We start from the raw sequence: 17,204 nt of genomic DNA, 5'->3' as shown, positions 1-17,204 counted from the left end.
TGAATATTCGGGCCGTATTGCCGCACAGTAATCGACCAGGAGACCGCAATGCGCGCAGAAAATCGATCGATTCTCGCCGGAATTGCAGCCGCGATCGTGACTTTCGCCCTTGCCTCCCCGCTTTCCGCCGCCGGTCCGAGCAGCGTCTATTCCAAGATCGATCTCGATCGATGCAGCATTTTCAGGCAGGATCAAATTTCGGGCTCCATGTCGTGGATGTGTCCGGCGATCCCCGACCAGGCGGTCTGGGTGGCCGAGGGCGACCTCCGCTTTTTCGTCTCCTTCGGCAAGGCGGCGGAGGTCCAGGTCGCCGCCGAGCAGACCCTGCCGCCCTTCAACCGGATCAATGACACCCTGGAGTGGCGTCTCGGTCCCGACGGCAAGGCCTACGCGACGATCCTGCGCTGGTTCACCGAGTTCGACGACGGCAGCGAAGGTCAGGTCCTCGTCGTCACCAAGGTCTCCGACTTCGGCACCTGCCACATCGCCTATGTCGATGCGCTCGCCAACAAGGACGCCAACGCGCTCGCCCGCCAGGCAGCCGACACCATGAGCGCCGGTTTCGATTGCGCAACGCAGCAACCGGTGGCGGTCGGCAATCCGGGCCGGAGCCTGGGCAACTGAGCACGGCCGTGAAAAGCCGTTTCCGGATTTGGGCGCTCTTCATCGTGGTTCTGCTTGCCGCGCCTCAGCGCGGTCTGGCAGGTCCCGACTTCTCCGATTTCGACGTGATCGCCGACGTGGCCTATGGCGACAGCGTCTGGCAGACGATGGACATCTACCTGCCGCCTAAGCCCGCCGGTTCCGGGGCCGCCGGGCCGCCTGTCATCCTGATGGTTCATGGCGGCGCGTGGGTGGCCGGCGACAAGCGGACCGAATCCGTGGTCGCCAACAAGGCGGCGCACTGGCTTGATCGCGGCTATGTCTTCATCTCGGCGAATACGCGCCTCGTTCCCGAGGCCGATCCGATCGAGCAGGCCGGGGACGTCGCCAGGGCTTTGGCCGCGGCCCAGTCGATGGCCGACGTCTGGGGCGGCCGGCCCGATCGCTTCGTCCTGATGGGCCATTCCTCGGGCGGACATCTCGTCTCGCTTCTTGCCGCAGATCCGGCCCTCGCGGCCGCGCAGGGCGCCGGCCCCTGGCTCGGCACGATCTCGCTTGACGCCGGCGCCTATGACGTCGTCGAGATCATGGGTCGTGGCCATGCGGACGTCTTCGACGTGGCCTTCGGGGCCGATCCGACGTTCTGGACGGCGGCCTCGCCGATCCACAGGATAACGGCCCAGCCCGCGCCGATGCTTCTCGTCTGCTCCAGTCTCGGCGGACGCTCGTGCGGACAGGCGGCCGCGTTCGCCGCCGCGGTCGAGAAATACGGCGGCAGTGCGGACGTGCTGCCGGTGAAGCGCCGCCACATGGCGATCGACAACGACCTGGGTCTGCCCGGCGCCTATACGGACGGTGTCGATGGGTTCCTGAACGCGCTCGGGCTGCCGTAGGCCGCGCGTGCCACTTCATTCTCCGCTCATTCCCGCGTAAGCGGGAATCGCCCGCGGAAAGATCCGCGTTACCGGAGAGAACGGCCTGGCTACCGCCAGGCGAACGCGATCTTGGATAGCTTGGCGTCGCCGAAGGGCTCGAAGGTTCGCGCGATTTCTATGCCGCCGAGCGCCGAATAGAAGCGTCGCGCCTGCGTGTTCTCTTCGAGCGCCCAGACGACGAGCCCGTCAAGCCTGCTGGCACTAAGCGCCTTGCGCGCCTCGCGGAACACCCGTCGGCCCAGGCCGATGCCCTGATGGGTCGGCCGCAGATAGAGTTCGTAGATCTCGCCGCCATAGGCCAGTCGCTTGACCCTGTTCGGGCCGAGCGTCGCGTATCCGGCGACCTCGCCGTCGAACGCCAGGACGAGCGTCCCGGCTCCGCCGCGAGACGCCAGGCGGCTCCAGTAGGCCGGACCGCGCCGGGCCATCATCTTTTCCAGCGTCACCGCCGGAATGATGCCGCGATAGGCCGTCGTCCAAGCTTCGTCATGGACCTCCGAGATCCCTACGGCGTCTTTCGCAGTTGCCGGCCGAACATCGATGACGACGGTACTCATGGCTAGAGGGTAGCGCCGCGCCGTACCCCCGGCAATCGGTGACCGCGGTCAAATGGCCCCTCAAGCGGTTTTGTCGCCGAGGCGTTGCCTCAAAGCCGCAATGCCGACCCCACGTCAGGCCACGGCGCCGGCTTCGCGGGCCCGCTCCGCCCTCTTGCGCTCGTGCGGGTCGAGCAGGGCCTTCCGCAGACGGATGGACTCCGGCGTGACCTCGACCAGCTCGTCGTCGTCGATCCAGGCGAGCGCCTTTTCGAGCGTCATCCGGATCGGCGGCGTCAGCCTTACCGCCTCATCCTTCGACGTGGTGCGGATATTGGTGAGCTTCTTGCCCTTGAGCACGTTCACCTCGAGATCGTTCTCACGGGTGTGCTCGCCGACGATCATACCCTGATAGACCTTCCAGCCCGGCTCGATCATCATCGGGCCGCGATCCTCCAGGTTCCACAGCGCATAGGCCACCGCCTCGCCGGCCTCGTTGGCGATCAGCACGCCGTTGCGTCGGCCAGGCAGCTCGCCCTTGTAGGGCGCGTAACCGTGAAACAGCCGGTTCATCACCGCCGTGCCGCGGGTATCGGTCAGCAGCTCGCCCTGGTAGCCGATCAGCCCGCGCGTCGGCGCGTGGAAGACGAGCCGCTGGCGGTTGCCGCCCGACGGGCGCATCTCGATCATGTCGGCCCTGCGCTCGGACAGCTTCTGCACGACGACGCCGGCATGCTCCTCGTCGACGTCGATGACGACCTCCTCGATCGGCTCAAGAAGCTGATTCGAAGTCTCGTCGCGCTGCAGGACGACACGGGGACGCGACACGCCGAGTTCGAAGCCCTCGCGGCGCATCGTTTCGATCAGGATGGCGAGCTGCAATTCGCCGCGGCCCGACACGACGAAGGAATCGCGGTCTTCGGTTTCCTCGATCTTCAGCGCGACGCTGCCTTCGGCTTCCTTCAGCAGGCGGTCACGGATGACGCGGCTCGTCACCTTGTCGCCTTCGGTTCCGGCAAGCGGCGAATCGTTGACGCGGAAGGTCATGGACACGGTCGGCGGATCGATCGGCTGGGCCAGCAGCGGTATCTCGACCTCCGGCGCGCAGAAGGTATCGGCGACGGTGCCTTTTTCCAGTCCGGCGATGGCGATGATGTCGCCGGCCTCGGCGTGGTCGACGGCGGTGCGATCGATTCCGCGGAAGGCGAGGAGCTTGGAGACCCGGCCCTGCTCGATCAGTGTGCCGTCGCGCGACAACACCTTGATCGCCTGGTTCGGCTTGATCGAGCCGGACGTGACGCGGCCGGTGATGATGCGGCCGAGATACGGATTGGCTTCCAGGATCGTTCCGAGCAGGCGGAATGGGCCCTGTTCCACCTGCGGCGGGGCGACGTGCTTCTGCACCAGCTCGAACAGCGGCTGCATCGAGCCCTGCCCCTCGGCCGGCGGCTCCGGGCTATCGGCCATCCAGCCCTGCTTGGCCGAGCCATACAGGATCGGGAAATCGAGCTGTTCGTCGGTCGCGTCCAGCGCCGCGAACAGGTCGAACACCTCGTCGATGACCTCGTTCGGCCGGGCGTCGTGCTTGTCGACCTTGTTGATGGCGACGATCGGCTTAAGGCCGATCTTCAGCGCCTTGCCGACCACGAACTTGGTCTGCGGCATCGGGCCTTCGGCCGCGTCGACCAGAACGATCGCACCGTCCACCATGTTGAGGATGCGCTCGACCTCGCCGCCGAAATCGGCGTGGCCCGGCGTATCGACGATGTTGATGCGGGTATCCTTCCAGACGACCGACGTCGCCTTGGCCAGGATGGTAATGCCGCGCTCGCGTTCCAGGTCGTTGGAATCCATGACGCGCTCGGCGACGCGCTGGTTCTCGCGGAAGGCGCCTGCCTGCTGCAGCAGGCAGTCGACGAGGGTCGTCTTCCCATGGTCAACATGGGCGATAATGGCAATGTTGCGAAGTTGCATGATCTCTAAGCCAAAAAACGGGCAGCGACCATTAAGCCGCGCCCGCGCGTTGTGTTGCGCCGCAATATAGCGACTGTATGAGGAAACGGAAAGGCGAAAGGAAGACCCCGCTTATCTTTCCGACATCGGCGAACGTCGCAGTCGTCGCGGCCGCCTCCTCGTTCTTTCAATCAAACGGACGTCTGACACCCCGGCGATCAGACCGGCGGCACGCGGGGCACTGAGCCGCTTTCGGCGGGTTTGGCCGCCTCGCGTTTGTGCCAGTTGGCTTCGCCGAGCATCATCAGCTCGCCGATATTCTCCTGACTGACGTAGCCGATCAGCCGGTCGTCCCGGTCGGTGACGCCGAAGATCGCCGCGCCGGCCTGCTGCATGGCGTTGAGCGCCCTGTCGAGGCGCATGCCGCTGGTCACGGTCAGCGGCTTTCCCGTGGCCGCCTCCAGCACCGGCGTGCGCGAACCGGTCGCCTTCAGCGCGTGAATCATTTCCGAGCGCGTGAGGAAAGCCCGCAGATGCCCGCCGCCGTCGACGATCGGGAACTCGCTCTGGGTGGTGCGGATCAAGGCCTCGGCGGCATCGTCGACCGTCTCGTCGGGCCGCAACGTCTCGAAGGAGCGGATCATCGCATCGTCCACCCGGATCTTGCGCCCGAGCGCCATCAGCCCCTCGCTGGCGGCCTCCGCGGTCGCCGCGAGATAGACGAAGATCGCGATGAACACGAGGATCGCGTTGCCGCCGATGAGGCCCATGAAGCCGAAGAAGAAGGCGAGCGCCTGGCCGATCGAGGCGGCGACCTCGGTCGCGCGGAACCGGTCGAGCCGATAGGACAGCGCGGCCCGCAGCACCCGTCCGCCATCCATCGGGAAGGCCGGGATCAGGTTGAAGACGACGAGGAAGATGTTCACGGCGGCAAGCCGCTCGAAAAAGCCGATCTGCGGGTTCTCGACCTGCTGCAGCGCGGCGGGATCGGCGGGGAAGCCGAAGATGAGGATCAGGACGACGGCGATCACCACGTTCACCGCCGGCCCCGCCGCGGCGACGACGATCTCCTGCCCCGGCTTTTCCGGAAACCGCTCGAGACGGGCGAGCCCGCCGATCGGCAGCAGCGTGATGTCCTTCGTGCCGATGCCATAGTGGCGGGCGGCCATCGCGTGGCCGAACTCGTGCAGCACCACGCACAGGAACACCGCGGAAATGAAGAGAACACCCTCTATCGCCGCCGCCGCGCCACCCTGGATGTAGTGGGCGACGCCGATCCAGGCGAGCAGCAGCAGGAAGGTCAGATGGATGCGGACGTCGGTACCGGCGATCCGGCCGACGGTGAGGGACCAAGGCATGGGACGATCCTGGCGTTCTCTCTTCACCCCGGGGCGTTACCGGACACCCCGGGCAAAGATGTAGTTTACCTGGCCGCGCACGCAAATGCGCTCCCGTCCCGTCCGGCCGATTGTCACCCCGGGGCGGCCGATTGTCACCCCGGGGCGAAGGAGTCCACGCGCGCTTCGTGCCAGTACTTTCCGAGCGGCGTTTTCCGGCGACCATCGAGCAACGAACCGGGCTCGATGAAGGTGTAGAGCTCGTCTAGGCGCTTCGCCTCGACGGCATTGACGCGGCGGAAGATATGGGCCGGGTTTAGCTGGCCGGGATGGTCCAGCCCGGCGGCGCCGACGACCTCGGCCAGCGCGTGCAACGTCTCGCGCTGGAAATTGCGCACCCGCCGCGCCTTGTCCTCGACGACCAGGCCACGCTGGCGCAACGGATCGTGGGTGGTCACGCCCGTCGGGCACTCGCCGGTATGGCAGCGCATCGACATCACGCAGCCCAGCGAGAACATGAACGCGCGGGCCGCATTGCACCAGTCCGCGCCGACCGCCATGTTGGCCGCCAGGTAGTGGGCGGTCGACACCTTGCCGCTGGCCGCGAGCCTCACCTTGTCCCGCAGCCCGGTGCCGACCAGCGCGTTCCGCGCGAAGATCAGCCCCTCGCGAAGCGGCATGCCGATGTGGTCGGAGAATTCGACGGGCGCGGCGCCGGTGCCGCCCTCCGCCCCGTCGATGACGATGAAGTCGGCGAGGATGCCGGTTTCGTTCATCGCCTTGCAGATCGCCAGCAGCTCGTGCGGCTGGCCGATGCACATCTTGAAGCCGACCGGCTTGCCACCCGACATCTCGCGCAGCGTCGCGATGAACTCCATCATCTCGATCGGCGTCGAAAAGGCCGAATGGGCGGGCGGCGACAGGCAGTCCTGCCCTGTCGGCACCATGCGCGTCCTGGCGATTTCCGCGGTGATCTTCTCCGCCGGCAGCAACCCGCCGTGGCCCGGCTTGGCGCCCTGGCTGAGCTTGATCTCGATCATCTTCACCTGATCGGAGACCGCCTGCTCGGCGAAGCGCTTGGGATCGAAACGGCCGGCCTTGTCGCGACAGCCGAAATAGCCCGAGCCGAGCTCCCAGACGAGATCGCCGCCGTTCTTGCGATGATACGGGCTGATCGAGCCCTCGCCGGTGTCGTGATAGAAGCCGCCGAGCTTGGCGCCGAGATTGAGCGCCTCGATGGCGTTCGCCCCGAGCGCGCCGAAGCTCATCGCCGAGATGTTCAGGAGCGAGGCGGAATAGGGCTTGTCGCATTGCGGCCCGCCAACGTCGACGCGGAACGTTTTCGGATCGACATGGCGCGCGGCGATGGAATGGCTGAGCCACTCGTATTCGTCGCTATAGACGTCCAGCTCGGTGCCGAACGGATGGACGTCGACGTCGTCCTTGGCGCGCTGGTAGATCAGCGAGCGGTGCTCGCGCGAATAGGGGCGGCCTTCGAGATTGCTCTCGACGATGTACTGATGCAGGAACGGACGAAGTTCCTCCGAAACCCACCGCACCAGCGCGATCACCGGATAGTTGCGCATCAGCGAATGGCGGGTCTGGAACAGGCTCCAGATACCGACGCAGGTCAGGACGAGAAGCGGATAGAAGGCCCACCGCACATGCCAGCCCTTCGTCAGCAGGACGAAGGTGACCGCCGTCGCGATCACGATGGCGACAAATGTTCCGTAACGCGTCAGAAGCGTCACGGGATGGATGAGCATTGTCGTTCTGAGTTTCACGGGGCGTCTCCTCCGGCACATGGCGTCGACGTCGGCCGGCATTGCCGATGCGTCACTTTGTACCGGGAGGAAGTTGACTCAATATAAACCGCCCCGGAAGTGGCGCGTCCGGGGCGGTTGGCGTCGGGCGATGCCCGGAGACCTATCGAAGCGTCTCGAGGTAGCGGAGGACCCGCGGATTGGCTGACGATTCCGCGCCACTGGGTGCGGCAAATCCTATGTCCTTGCGGGTCCGCTCGTCGAGACCGGACAGGATCCTGCGGGTCCGGTAGAGGCGCCACCAGGCGAACACGCGCATCGCGGCACCGCGCAGATACCCGGCGACGTCGGCGGAGCGGACAGTCGGTTCGAGGACGGTGTTGGTGGCAGTCATCGCAATCTCCATCGCTTGATCGATGGACCCACTCTCTCCGATGTCCGTGAGCGCGCCGGCCGCCGAGACCCGAAAAAATGTGAAACACGGCCGCTGGCGCGTGAAAAATACGCTAAAAATGACGTTCGCGCTGCGCGGAGCGATCGAAGTGACCGGACGCGAAGACACCCAGTTGCACATCCGTACGTTCGGCGGCCTGGACGTGACGGTCGCCGGCGTGCCCGTGCGCGTGCCCACCCGCAAGGTGCAGCTGCTGCTCGTCGCGGTCGCGATGGCGACGGGAATGACCGCCAGCCGCGAGCGCCTGGTCGGCCTGTTGTGGAGCGACAGAAGCGACGCCCAGGCACGCGGCAGCCTGCGTCACGCGCTCGCCGCCCTGCGCAAGGCGCTGCCGGATCCCTCCGCCCTTCTGGCACCGTCGGGCAGCATCGGCCTCGATCCCGCGAAGACGGAATGTGACGCCGCGCGGTTTCTGGCGCTTGCATCGCGCGAGCCGGCGATGGCGGCGGACCTCTACCGCGGCCCGTTCCTTGCCGACTGCGACTTTCCCGACGTGGCCTTCGAGGAGTGGGCGCTCGCCGAGCGCCGCAGCCTGCACGCCAGGGCCCTCGCGCTCGTCGACGCCTTCGATCCCGCCGGCGCGACAGGCACCGCACGCGAGGCGGTCGCCGGGCTCGCCGGGCGCCTGCTCGAGACCGATCCGGCCTGCGAGGAGGCCCACCGGGCGCTGATCCGCCGCGATATCGCCGAGGGCCGCCGCAATGCGGCGTTGCGCCAGTACGAAGCCTGCCGACACGCAACCCTGGATGCGCTCGGCGCCGAGCCGGAGGAGATGACCCGCGCCCTGATCGAGGCGCCGGATCCGAAGGCGGGAGAGCCGGAAACCGGCCGCTCGGAAATTCGCCCGCCGGAGGGCGGTTCCGAGACATCGACCCATCCCTCGATCGTCGTGCTTCCGTTCAAGAACCTGTCGAGCGACCCCGAACAGGGTTTCTTCGCCGATGGCGTCGTCGAGGAGATCACCTCCGTCCTGTCGCGCATCCGCGACTTCTTCGTGATCGCGCGGCAGACGGCCGAAACGCTGCGCGACTCCACGATGGACACGCGCGAGATCGGCCGCGCGCTCGGCGTGCGCTATATCCTCGAGGGCGCGGTGCGGCGCTCCGGCGATCGGGCCCGCATCACCGTGAGACTGATCGACGCCGGCACCGGCACGCAGATCTGGTCGGACCGGTTCGACGGCGACGCCAAGGACGTCTTCGATTTCCAGGACGAGGTGGCCGCGTCGGTCGCCGGGGCGCTGCATCCCTCGTTGCGACAGGCCGAGATCGAGCGTGCGCTGCGCAAGCGGCCGGAGAACCTGCAGGCCTACGACCTGATCCTGCGTGCCTATCCGCATTTCTGGGCCCATACCAAGGCCGACAACGCGGAAGCCGCGGTCCTGTTCGAGACGGCGCTCGAAATCGAGCCGAGGAACGGCCTCGCCACGGCCATGCTGGCGTGGTGCCGGGTGCAGGACGTCGCCTACATGTGGAGCGAAGACCCGGAAACCGACCGGTCGGAGGGGATCGAACTGGCCCGTCGGGCGGCCGCCATGGCCGACGACGATCCCGCCACGATGGTCGCGGCGGCGGCGGCGCTGACGATCAGCTCGGCCGACTTCGCGCTGGCGCAGACGCTGCTCGAGCGCAGCCTTCGGATCGATCCGAACAACGCGTGGGGCTGGATGCGGCTCGGATGGCTCTATCACTACGACCATCGGACCGACGAGGCGATCGCCGCGTTCGACCGCGCGTTACGGCTGAGCCCCTACGACCCGTTCGCGTTCAACATTCTGGTCGGCAGCGGTGTCGCCCGCCAGATCCGGGGCGACTACAAGGAGGCGGTCGAGTTCGTCGAAGCGGGCCTGCGATCGCGGCCGACCATGCTGTGGGGCTATCGCGGCCTCGCCTCGACCGCCGCCACGGCCGGAGACATGGACAAGGCCAGGGCGGCGATGCGCAAGCTGCTGGAGGCCTATCCGGACCTTACGATTTCCAGCCTCAAGAAGGCCGTTCCGATGACCCTGCAGAAACACGGCGTCTACTGGGAAGGCTTGCGAAAGGCCGGACTTCCCGAGGAATAGCGTCTTCCGGCAACGGGCCTAACCTCGCCGCTTCCGTGCCGCCAGCGTGCGAAGCCGAAGCGCGTTGAGGCGGATGAACCCGGCCGCGTCCTTCTGGTCGTAGGCGCCGCGGTCGTCCTCGAAGGTCACCAGTTCTTCCGAATACAGCGACTGATCGCTCTTCCGGCCGACAATCGCCACGTTGCCCTTGTAGAGCTTCACGCGCACCGTGCCCTCGACGGTTTCCTGGCTCATGTCGCACGCGGCCTGGATCATCTCGCGCTCCGGCGAGAACCAGAAGCCGTTGTAGATGAGCTCGGCGTAGCGCGGCATCAGCTCGTCCTTCAGATGCGCCGCGCCGCGGTCCAGCGTAAGCGATTCAATTGCCCGATGGGCATGATGCAGGATCGTGCCGCCCGGCGTCTCGTAGACGCCACGGTTCTTCATGCCGACGAAACGGTTCTCGACCATATCGAGCCGGCCGATGCCGTTGTCGTGACCGAGCCTGTTCAGTTCGGTCAGAAGGGCCGCCGGGCTCATGGCCTTGCCGTCGATGGAGATGGCGTCGCCCTTCTTGAAGCCGATCTCGATATAGGTCGGCTTGTCGGGGGCCTCCTCGGGGCTGATCGTGCGCTGGTATACGTATTCTGGCGCTTCCTCGAACGGATCCTCGAGCACCTTTCCTTCCGAGGAGGAGTGCAGCAGGTTGGCGTCGACGGAGAACGGCGCCTCGCCGCGCTTGTCCTTCGGCACCACGATCTGATGCTTCTCGGCGAAGTCGATCAGGTCGGTGCGCGACTTGAAGTCCCATTCGCGCCACGGCGCGATCACCCGGATGTCCGGATCCAGCGCATAGGCCGACAGTTCGAAGCGAACCTGGTCGTTGCCCTTGCCCGTCGCGCCATGCGCGATGGCGTCGGCGCCGGTGGCATGGGCGATCTCGACCAGGCGCTTGGAGATCAGCGGCCGGGCAATCGAGGTGCCGAGCAGGTAGACGCCCTCGTAGAGCGCGTTCATGCGGAACATCGGGAAGACGTAGTCGCGCACGAATTCCTCGCGCAGGTCCTCGATGTAGATTTCCTTGATTCCGAGCATCTCGGCCTTGCGGCGCGCCGGCTCCAGCTCCTCGCCCTGACCGAGGTCGGCGGTGAAGGTCACCACCTCGCAGTTGTAGGTTTCATCGAGCCATTTCAGGATGATCGAGGTGTCGAGGCCGCCGGAATAGGCGAGCACCACCTTCTTGACGTCTGTCATAACTGTCCTCGTGACGCACCGGCAGGACCGGTATAGCCGGATTTTCTACAGGCCCGGCTTATAGGACGCCGCCCCCATTTTCCGCAAGCACGGCGCTGGCAGGGCCGCCATCAACGACGTCCGGTGGGACCGTCGCGGTCTGGTAGATCCCCGCGCTTGCCGGCCTGTCCGTTTCCTGCAACGGTCCGGTCGCCCCGACCCTATATCCCCGGTCGGATGTCGAACCCGCCCGTTCGGAGCCCAAAGATGCCGTCGATCGACTTCTGGTACGAGTTCGCCTCCAACTACTCCTATCTTTCGGCGGTACGGATCGAAGACCTGGCGAACAGGACCGGCGTCACCGTGCGCTGGCGGCCGTTCCTGCTCGGCCCCGTCTTCGCGGCGCAGGGCCTGAGCACCTCGCCCTTCAACATCTACCCCGTCAAGGGCCGCCACATGATCCGCGACATGGAGCGCCAGTGCGCGGCGATGGGCCGGCCGTTCCGGCTGCCGGATCCGTTTCCCCAGAACGGTCTGACCGCCGCCCGCATCGCCCTCGTCGCCATTGACGAAGGCTGGGGGCCGGCGTTCACCAACGCGGTCTATACCGTCGAATTCGTCGATGGCCGAGCGATCTCCGACAAGACCGTTCTCGTCGACATCGTGACGGGCCTTGGCCGCGATCCCGACGCCGTCTTCGCCGCCGCCGAGACGCCGGACAACAAGGCCCGGCTGAAGGTCCAAACCGAGGAGGCGCTGCGGATCGGCCTGTTCGGCGCGCCGACGTTCGTCACCGGGGACGGGGAACTGTTCTGGGGCAACGACCGGCTCGAGCAGGCGCTGCATTGGGCCAGGCACGGCTCGCTGTCGGGCTTGTAGAATCCGGTTGGCAGCCCGGTCCGCGCCGCGTTAGAGCTCGGCGATGGAGGGTCCCGCCATGAGCGACTGGTTTCCGAGTCTAGCCGTCCTGGCCGCGTTCACGCCGGCGGTTCTGATCGTCGCGCTGACGCCGGGCCCTGACATGACGCTGTTCCTCGGCAACGCCCTGGCGCAGGGCCGCCGCGCCGGTATCGCCACGCTGGTGGGTACAAACGCCGGGCTCGTCGTCCATGCCCTGTTCGCCGCCTTCGGCCTGTCGGCGTTGCTGGCCGCCTCCGAGACCGCCTTCAGCGTCGTCAGGTTCGCCGGCGCGGCCTATCTACTGTGGCTTGCCGTTCAGGCGATCCGGCACGGCTCATCGCTGACGCTGCAAACCGCCGGCAGGCCCGCAAAGCGCACCCATGACATCGTCCTGACGGCCTTCGGGGTGAACCTGCTCAATCCGAAGATCGTGCTGTTCTTCGTGACCTTCCTGCCGCAGTTCGTCTCTCCGGCCGATCCGCATGCGGCGCACAAGCTTCTGTTCCTGGGGCTGTATTTCATCGCGGTATCGCTGCCGCTGTGCATCGGCCTCGTGCTGGCCGCCGACCGGATCTCGGCCGGGCTGAAGCGCTCGCGCAAAGCGATGCGGGCCTTCGACTATCTGTTTGCCGGGATCATGGGCGCCTTCGCCGTCCGGCTGATCGCCGCGCGCGCCACCAACGGCTGAACGATCAGGCCGCCAGGCCTTTCACGACACTGGCCGCTTCAGGACACGGGGCGTTTCAGGAACCCGGCGAAGCGCCCGCCGAGGACCCAGTAGACAAAGCCGGCGACGAACCCCGCCGCGGCGACAAGCAGGAGATCGGAGCCCAGTTCCGGCGCCCCCTCGATCAGGCCACGGGCATTGAAGCCCGCATAGCCGAGCAGGCCGGCGAGCCCGCCGGCGATCACGTAATAGAGTGCCCGCCGGATGGCGAAGACCTCGGCGACAACGATGGCGAGGATGGCCGGCGCGAAGGCGTAGACGGCGACGAATGTGGCCACGAGCCCGCTGACATAGAGCGTCTCGGCGAAGATCTGGCTCCGCGGGAAATCGACCGGCCCCGCCATGTAGGCCTGGACCACGTAGCTGCCGGCCACGATCAGGCCGGCGGCGACGCAGGCGATCACATAGGAGAAGGTGACCGTGATCAGTCGGCCAAGAATTCGTCCCAGCGTCCTCAACGGGCTTCGCCGCCCACAGGTGCATTGTCCTGGGATACCCGGCCCGGCGCTGCAGGCTCGCCGTCGCGGCGGCGTTTCCACGCCGGCACCCGTTCGGATTCGGACTTGAGCTGGCCGCACGCGGCCATGATGTCGCGGCCGCGCGGCGTCCTGACCGGGCTCGCGTATCCGGCCCGGTTGACCACGTCGGCGAACACCTCGATCTGCTCCCAGTCGGAGCATTCGTAGGGGCTGCCCGGCCACGGATTGAACGGGATCAGGTTGATCTTGGCGGGAATGCCGCGAAGCAGCCGCACCAGCGCCTTGGCGTCCTCGATGGAATCGTTGACGCCCTTCAGCATCACGTATTCGAAGGTGATGCGCCTGGCGTTCGACAGGCCCGGATAGGCGCGGCACGCATCGAGCAATTCGGCGATCGGGTATTTCTTGTTGAGCGGCACCAGTTCGTCGCGAAGGTCGTCGCGCACCGCGTGCAGCGAGATCGCCAGCATAACGCCCATTTCCTCGCCGGCGCGAGGGATCAACGGCACGACGCCGGCCGTCGACAGGGTGATGCGGCGCTTGGACAGCGACAAGCCCTCGCCGTCGGCCGCGATCAGCACCGCGTCGCGCACGTTGTCGAAATTGTAGAGCGGCTCGCCCATGCCCATCAGCACGACGTTGGAGACGGCGCGCTCGGCGTCGGGCACGAATCCGTCGGTCGGCCGGCTGGCGCCGGGCCAGTCGCCGAGCCGGTCGCGGGCGACGAGGATCTGCGCCACGATTTCCTCGGCCGTCAGGTTCCGGACCCACGGCTGCGTACCGGTATGGCAGAACCGGCAGGTCAGCGTGCAGCCGACCTGGCTGGACACGCACAGCGTTCCGCGGTCGTGCTCGGGAATATAGACGCTCTCGACCTCGACCGGGGCTTCGCCCTGCGAACGGGGGGGAAAACGCAACAGCCACTTGCGGGTGCCGTCGCTGGACACCTGCTCGACGACGATCTCCGGCCGCGCGAGGCCGAAATGCTCGGTAAGCTTCGCCCTGAGCTCCTTGCCGATATCGGTCATCATCTCGAAGTCGGCGGCGCCGCGCCCGTAGATCCAGCCCCACAGCTGGCTGACGCGCATACGGAGTTGGCGATCCGGCACGCCGATCCCCGCCAGTGCCTCGGCAAGGCCCGTGCGCGTCAGGCCGACGAGCGAAGGCTTCGCGGCGACGTCCGCGGACTCCGGCTCTATGGCGCCACCGGCAAGCGTCGGTGCATTCGGGTTCTGGCGGGCGATATCGAGCGTCTCGGCCATTTGGTCGATCCGGCGGGGGCCGGCTTCCTTGTCAAAACACGAAGGGCGCGGCGGATGACCGGCCGCGCCTGTGAACTATAGGGCAGAATTCCGCCTACACCTATTCGTCCGGTGCGCGATTGCAAGGGGAATCCCCTGCCCCTCAGTTCGTCCTGTTACCGAGACCGAGCCACGCGGCGACCTCGTCGACGATCTCGGCGTGGATCTTCGCGCGGTCCGTGCCGGCCGGATCGTCGCAGATCGGATCGTCGTTCTCTTCCCTGAGCATCTTCGCGCCGTCCGGCTTGCAGACCTGCAGGAAGGTGAAGTGATGGGCCGGGGAGAGCGTGACATGCGTCGCGTCGGCGATCCGGCCGACGAGGCCGCTGCCGGTTTCGGAGACGTCGGCGGCCGGCCACAGGTTTTCCCGGCCGAGGCTGACGAACAGCACCGGAACGTCGGTCTTCGCGGCGCTGTCGGCCGTCACCGCGTAGCTGAGGCCCGGATCGACGGCGACGACCGAGGAAACGCGGTCATCGCGCATGGCGGCTTCGAAGCCGTCCGGCAGGTCGGAATAGTCGATGCCGCCCTTGGCGAAGAACACGCAATCGGCCGCGTCGGGGCCCAGCCGGTCGCAGTACTGCCCCCAGAGCTCGCGGTCGAATCGCAGGCCGCCGAGGCCGAGCGCGGTCGCCCCGCCGAGCGAGAAGCCGAGCGCATCGATCCGCTCCCGGTCGATGTGATCGGCGAAGACCGGAGTCTCGAGCAGGCGATCCAGCGCGACCGACAGGTCGGCGGCGCGCTCGTCGAGCTTCACCGAGCGGCGCGGCGAGGAATCCCCGGTCGTGCTGCCGGGATGGTTGACGGCGAGCACCATGGCGCCGCGCGCGGCCAGCGCCGAGGACAGCCAGCTCAAGCCGTCCATGTTGCCGCCGGAACCGTGCGACAGCAGGACCACCGGGAAGCGGCCGTCGGCGACCTCGGCGCCGACATAGGCCGGCGTGCCCTCGAACAGGGGATTCTCGCCGATGTTGCCCTTGTAGGTCTTCGTGCCGACCGGATACCAGACGGACGCGCCGACCTTGCCGGCGCGGTGCGGGGCGTCGAAGGCGAACTGGTCGTAGCCGGCGATCTGTTCGGCGTCGGCGGCACTGGCGGCGGAGAGGGTCGATGTCAGCCCGATGGCGAGGGTCAGGGCACCAAGGGCATAGGCAAGTGTGAGACGTTTCATGTCGGAAACTCCGTTGGAGGCAATCGATGTCCTCCAACTGCCTGTTCCCCGGCCACTTTCGCGTCCTGAAACCGGATTCAGGTCGAGCCGAACGGGTTTTTGGACTACGTAGGCCCCCAGTTCCGAGCCAAACCGCTGCACGCCGATGCTTGTCCTGCCCGCCCCGATGATCGTCGCCCTCATCCTGGGCTTCCTGTTCGTCCGCTCGCTCCTTGCGGAGAACCGGCCCGGGCTGTTTTCCGCGCTTCTCGCCCTCTGCGCGCTGCAAAGCGTGCTGATCTCGCTGGCCCAGTACTACGGCATCCATCAGCTCCGGTTCGTCCAGCCGGTCACCGGGTCCTGCATTCCCCCGCTCGCCTGGATCGTCTTCCTGACGACGGCGGTGCGGCCGTTCGACCCGCAGCGCGATCTCCTGCACCTCGCCGTCCCCGCCTTCGTCGCGTTCTGCACACTCTTCGTTCCCGAGGCGCTCGATGTCGTCGTGCCCCTCGTCTTCGCGGTTTACGGGATCGGGGTCCTGTGGGTGTTGCGCGCGGGCGCCGACAGCCTGCCACTCGCCCGGCTCGAGACGGGCAACCTGCCGCGCCTGATCTGGGGCGGCACCGCTATGGCGTTCCTGATCTCGGCGCTCAGCGACGCCCTGATAGGGGTTGCGATGCTGACGGGCTACGGCTGGATCCAGCCGACGCTGATCAGCGTGTTCTCGTCGCTTGTACTTCTGTGGGTGGGGCTCGTCAGCCTGTCGCTGACGCTCGTCGGCGGCCGCGACGTGCAGACGGCGGAAGACCCGCAGCCCTCCCTGGCCGCTACCGATCTAGCCGCCACCGATCCAGCCGAGGACGCCGCCCTGATGGACCGGCTTCAGGCCCTCCTCGAAAGCCAGCAGCTCTATCTCGACCCCGACCTGACGCTGGCCCGCCTGGCGAAGCGCCTCGGCGTCCCCGCCAAGCAGCTCTCCGCGACCATCAACCGGTCAACGGGCGACAACGTCTCGCGCTACATCAACGGCAATCGGATCCGCGCCGCCTGCGCGCGCATATCGGCCGGCGACAGCATCACGGTCGCCATGCTGGAGAGCGGCTTCAACACGAAGTCGAACTTCAATCGCGAATTCCTGCGCGTCGCCGGCATGACGCCGAGCGCGTGGCAGGTGGCAAACCGGGCCTAACGCGCCGGGCGGTCTGCGTGCGTCACTTGCATTCCTGGGCGATGCGATCGAGCGCCGCGGAGATGCCGGACAGCGAATAGTTGTCGACCGTGGCGGTGCCGCGCGCGGACGTGCCCTTTATCACCATCGTCGCACCCCTTCGCATGGCACCAACGAGATTCGACTCCTCGGCCGCGTTTTCGACCCACGCCCCGTCGTCCTTGGTGAACAGCGTGAAGGTTGTGTCGCCGATCTCCACAGTCGCGGTGGTATCCGGCTTGTAGGGATAGCCGATGATGATCGAGACCTCGTTCTTCACGCCCGAGCCGGGCCGCGAGGTGACGAAGAAATAGACCGGATCTCGATTGACGTTCGACGGCTCGGACGACTTCGGCTGCGACAGCGCATAGCAGACCTTGCCGCCGCCGGATTCAGCCACATAGGCGCCCCAGTCCTTGAACTGGCCGAGCGGCGTCGCGCTCTGGGCGAATGCCGCACCGCTCGCCAGCGTCATCGCCGCGGCGAAGGTCAGGGTGAAAATCTTGTTCATCATCGTTGCCTACCACGCAATCAGGTCCGTCGCCGGAATTCGCGACAGGAATTTACAGGGAATCGGCGCGA

The 17,204-nt window shown here is 66.7% G+C and carries 16 protein-coding genes; 6 read left to right on the top strand and 10 right to left on the bottom strand.

Annotation, left to right across the window (positions count from 1 at the left end; genetic code table 11):
- The first annotated feature begins 48 nt into the window (after positions 1–48).
- Both ACSF9G_RS19700 and ACSF9G_RS19695 read left to right on the top strand, forming a co-directional pair.
- Entirely contained in the window at positions 49–624 is a 576-nt protein-coding gene (locus tag ACSF9G_RS19700) for a hypothetical protein (RefSeq protein WP_436643828.1), read from the top strand.
- A gap of 8 nt (positions 625–632) precedes the next feature.
- Positions 633–1,496, top strand: coding sequence for an alpha/beta hydrolase (locus ACSF9G_RS19695; RefSeq protein ID WP_436643827.1), 864 nt, complete (start codon positions 633–635; stop codon positions 1,494–1,496).
- Between the two features lie 89 nt (positions 1,497–1,585).
- On the opposite strand, the gene ACSF9G_RS19690 is transcribed toward ACSF9G_RS19695, so the two are convergent.
- From ACSF9G_RS19690 to ACSF9G_RS19670, 5 genes are all read right to left on the bottom strand, one after another.
- A complete protein-coding gene (locus ACSF9G_RS19690; RefSeq protein WP_436643826.1) occupies positions 1,586–2,095 on the bottom strand; it encodes a GNAT family N-acetyltransferase in 510 nt (169 codons plus the stop codon).
- A gap of 114 nt (positions 2,096–2,209) precedes the next feature.
- On the bottom strand, positions 2,210–4,048 hold the full coding sequence (gene typA / locus ACSF9G_RS19685; RefSeq protein WP_436643825.1) for a translational GTPase TypA: 1,839 nt from the start codon (positions 4,046–4,048) through the stop codon (positions 2,210–2,212).
- Positions 4,049–4,245: 197 nt separating this feature from the next.
- Positions 4,246–5,385 carry a site-2 protease family protein gene (locus ACSF9G_RS19680; RefSeq protein ID WP_436643824.1) on the bottom strand — a complete coding sequence of 380 codons (1,140 nt, stop codon included), beginning with the start codon at positions 5,383–5,385 and terminating at the stop codon, positions 4,246–4,248.
- A 134-nt stretch (positions 5,386–5,519) separates the two neighbouring features.
- Entirely contained in the window at positions 5,520–7,130 is a 1,611-nt protein-coding gene (locus tag ACSF9G_RS19675) for an FMN-binding glutamate synthase family protein (protein ID WP_436644044.1), read from the bottom strand.
- A 160-nt stretch (positions 7,131–7,290) separates the two neighbouring features.
- Positions 7,291–7,521, bottom strand: a complete 231-nt coding sequence (locus tag ACSF9G_RS19670) for a DUF1127 domain-containing protein (protein WP_436643823.1) — start codon at positions 7,519–7,521, stop codon at positions 7,291–7,293.
- Between the two features lie 148 nt (positions 7,522–7,669).
- Between ACSF9G_RS19670 and ACSF9G_RS19665 the strand changes: the two genes are divergently transcribed.
- On the top strand, positions 7,670–9,646 hold the full coding sequence (locus ACSF9G_RS19665; protein WP_436643822.1) for a BTAD domain-containing putative transcriptional regulator: 1,977 nt from the start codon (positions 7,670–7,672) through the stop codon (positions 9,644–9,646).
- A gap of 18 nt (positions 9,647–9,664) precedes the next feature.
- On the opposite strand, the gene ACSF9G_RS19660 is transcribed toward ACSF9G_RS19665, so the two are convergent.
- On the bottom strand, positions 9,665–10,921 hold the full coding sequence (locus ACSF9G_RS19660) for an argininosuccinate synthase (RefSeq protein WP_436644043.1): 1,257 nt from the start codon (positions 10,919–10,921) through the stop codon (positions 9,665–9,667).
- Positions 10,922–11,125: 204 nt separating this feature from the next.
- On the opposite strand from ACSF9G_RS19660, the gene ACSF9G_RS19655 reads away from it, so the two are divergent.
- Both ACSF9G_RS19655 and ACSF9G_RS19650 read left to right on the top strand, forming a co-directional pair.
- Positions 11,126–11,737: a 2-hydroxychromene-2-carboxylate isomerase gene (locus ACSF9G_RS19655; protein ID WP_436643821.1), complete on the top strand. Its 612-nt coding sequence runs from the start codon at positions 11,126–11,128 to the stop codon at positions 11,735–11,737.
- Between the two features lie 58 nt (positions 11,738–11,795).
- Positions 11,796–12,446 carry a LysE family translocator gene (locus ACSF9G_RS19650; protein WP_436643820.1) on the top strand — a complete coding sequence of 217 codons (651 nt, stop codon included), beginning with the start codon at positions 11,796–11,798 and terminating at the stop codon, positions 12,444–12,446.
- A gap of 38 nt (positions 12,447–12,484) precedes the next feature.
- Here the strand turns inward: ACSF9G_RS19650 and ACSF9G_RS19645 are convergent, their stop codons facing one another.
- From ACSF9G_RS19645 to ACSF9G_RS19635, 3 genes are all read right to left on the bottom strand, one after another.
- Complete coding sequence (locus ACSF9G_RS19645; RefSeq protein ID WP_436643819.1) at positions 12,485–12,943, bottom strand: hypothetical protein; 459 nt, start codon at positions 12,941–12,943, stop codon at positions 12,485–12,487.
- Positions 12,940–14,226 carry a dual-specificity RNA methyltransferase RlmN gene (gene rlmN, locus ACSF9G_RS19640; RefSeq protein ID WP_436643818.1) on the bottom strand — a complete coding sequence of 429 codons (1,287 nt, stop codon included), beginning with the start codon at positions 14,224–14,226 and terminating at the stop codon, positions 12,940–12,942. Before rlmN ends, ACSF9G_RS19645 begins: the two co-directional genes overlap by 4 nt.
- A 142-nt stretch (positions 14,227–14,368) precedes the next feature.
- Positions 14,369–15,436, bottom strand: a complete 1,068-nt coding sequence (locus tag ACSF9G_RS19635) for an alpha/beta hydrolase family protein (RefSeq protein ID WP_436643817.1) — start codon at positions 15,434–15,436, stop codon at positions 14,369–14,371.
- A gap of 145 nt (positions 15,437–15,581) precedes the next feature.
- Between ACSF9G_RS19635 and ACSF9G_RS19630 the strand changes: the two genes are divergently transcribed.
- Positions 15,582–16,604, top strand: coding sequence for a helix-turn-helix domain-containing protein (locus ACSF9G_RS19630; protein WP_436643816.1), 1,023 nt, complete (start codon positions 15,582–15,584; stop codon positions 16,602–16,604).
- A 22-nt stretch (positions 16,605–16,626) separates the two neighbouring features.
- Here ACSF9G_RS19630 and ACSF9G_RS19625 read toward each other — a convergent pair whose 3' ends face one another.
- Positions 16,627–17,133, bottom strand: a complete 507-nt coding sequence (locus tag ACSF9G_RS19625; protein ID WP_436643815.1) for an invasion associated locus B family protein — start codon at positions 17,131–17,133, stop codon at positions 16,627–16,629.
- Positions 17,134–17,204: the final 71 nt, after the last annotated feature.

This window comes from Microbaculum mangrovi, from assembly GCF_051390635.1.
GTDB lineage: Bacteria > Pseudomonadota > Alphaproteobacteria > Rhizobiales > Tepidamorphaceae > Microbaculum.
This window is presented reverse-complemented; position numbering and strand designations above follow the sequence as displayed.

Excerpts from the sequence above, each read along its gene's own strand:
- ACSF9G_RS19700 (WP_436643828.1), top strand. The coding sequence starts at position 49 with ATGCGCGCAGAAAATCGATCGATTCTCGCCGGAATTGCAGCCGCGATC.
- ACSF9G_RS19690 (WP_436643826.1), bottom strand. The coding sequence starts at position 2,095 with ATGAGTACCGTCGTCATCGATGTTCGGCCGGCAACTGCGAAAGACGCC.
- typA (WP_436643825.1), bottom strand. The coding sequence starts at position 4,048 with ATGCAACTTCGCAACATTGCCATTATCGCCCATGTTGACCATGGGAAG.
- ACSF9G_RS19680 (WP_436643824.1), bottom strand. The coding sequence starts at position 5,385 with ATGCCTTGGTCCCTCACCGTCGGCCGGATCGCCGGTACCGACGTCCGC.
- ACSF9G_RS19675 (WP_436644044.1), bottom strand. The coding sequence starts at position 7,130 with ATGCTCATCCATCCCGTGACGCTTCTGACGCGTTACGGAACATTTGTC.
- ACSF9G_RS19670 (WP_436643823.1), bottom strand. The coding sequence starts at position 7,521 with ATGACTGCCACCAACACCGTCCTCGAACCGACTGTCCGCTCCGCCGAC.
- ACSF9G_RS19655 (WP_436643821.1), top strand. The coding sequence starts at position 11,126 with ATGCCGTCGATCGACTTCTGGTACGAGTTCGCCTCCAACTACTCCTAT.
- ACSF9G_RS19650 (WP_436643820.1), top strand. The coding sequence starts at position 11,796 with ATGAGCGACTGGTTTCCGAGTCTAGCCGTCCTGGCCGCGTTCACGCCG.
- rlmN (WP_436643818.1), bottom strand. The coding sequence starts at position 14,226 with ATGGCCGAGACGCTCGATATCGCCCGCCAGAACCCGAATGCACCGACG.
- ACSF9G_RS19635 (WP_436643817.1), bottom strand. The coding sequence starts at position 15,436 with ATGAAACGTCTCACACTTGCCTATGCCCTTGGTGCCCTGACCCTCGCC.
- ACSF9G_RS19630 (WP_436643816.1), top strand. The coding sequence starts at position 15,582 with ATGCTTGTCCTGCCCGCCCCGATGATCGTCGCCCTCATCCTGGGCTTC.
- ACSF9G_RS19625 (WP_436643815.1), bottom strand. The coding sequence starts at position 17,133 with ATGAACAAGATTTTCACCCTGACCTTCGCCGCGGCGATGACGCTGGCG.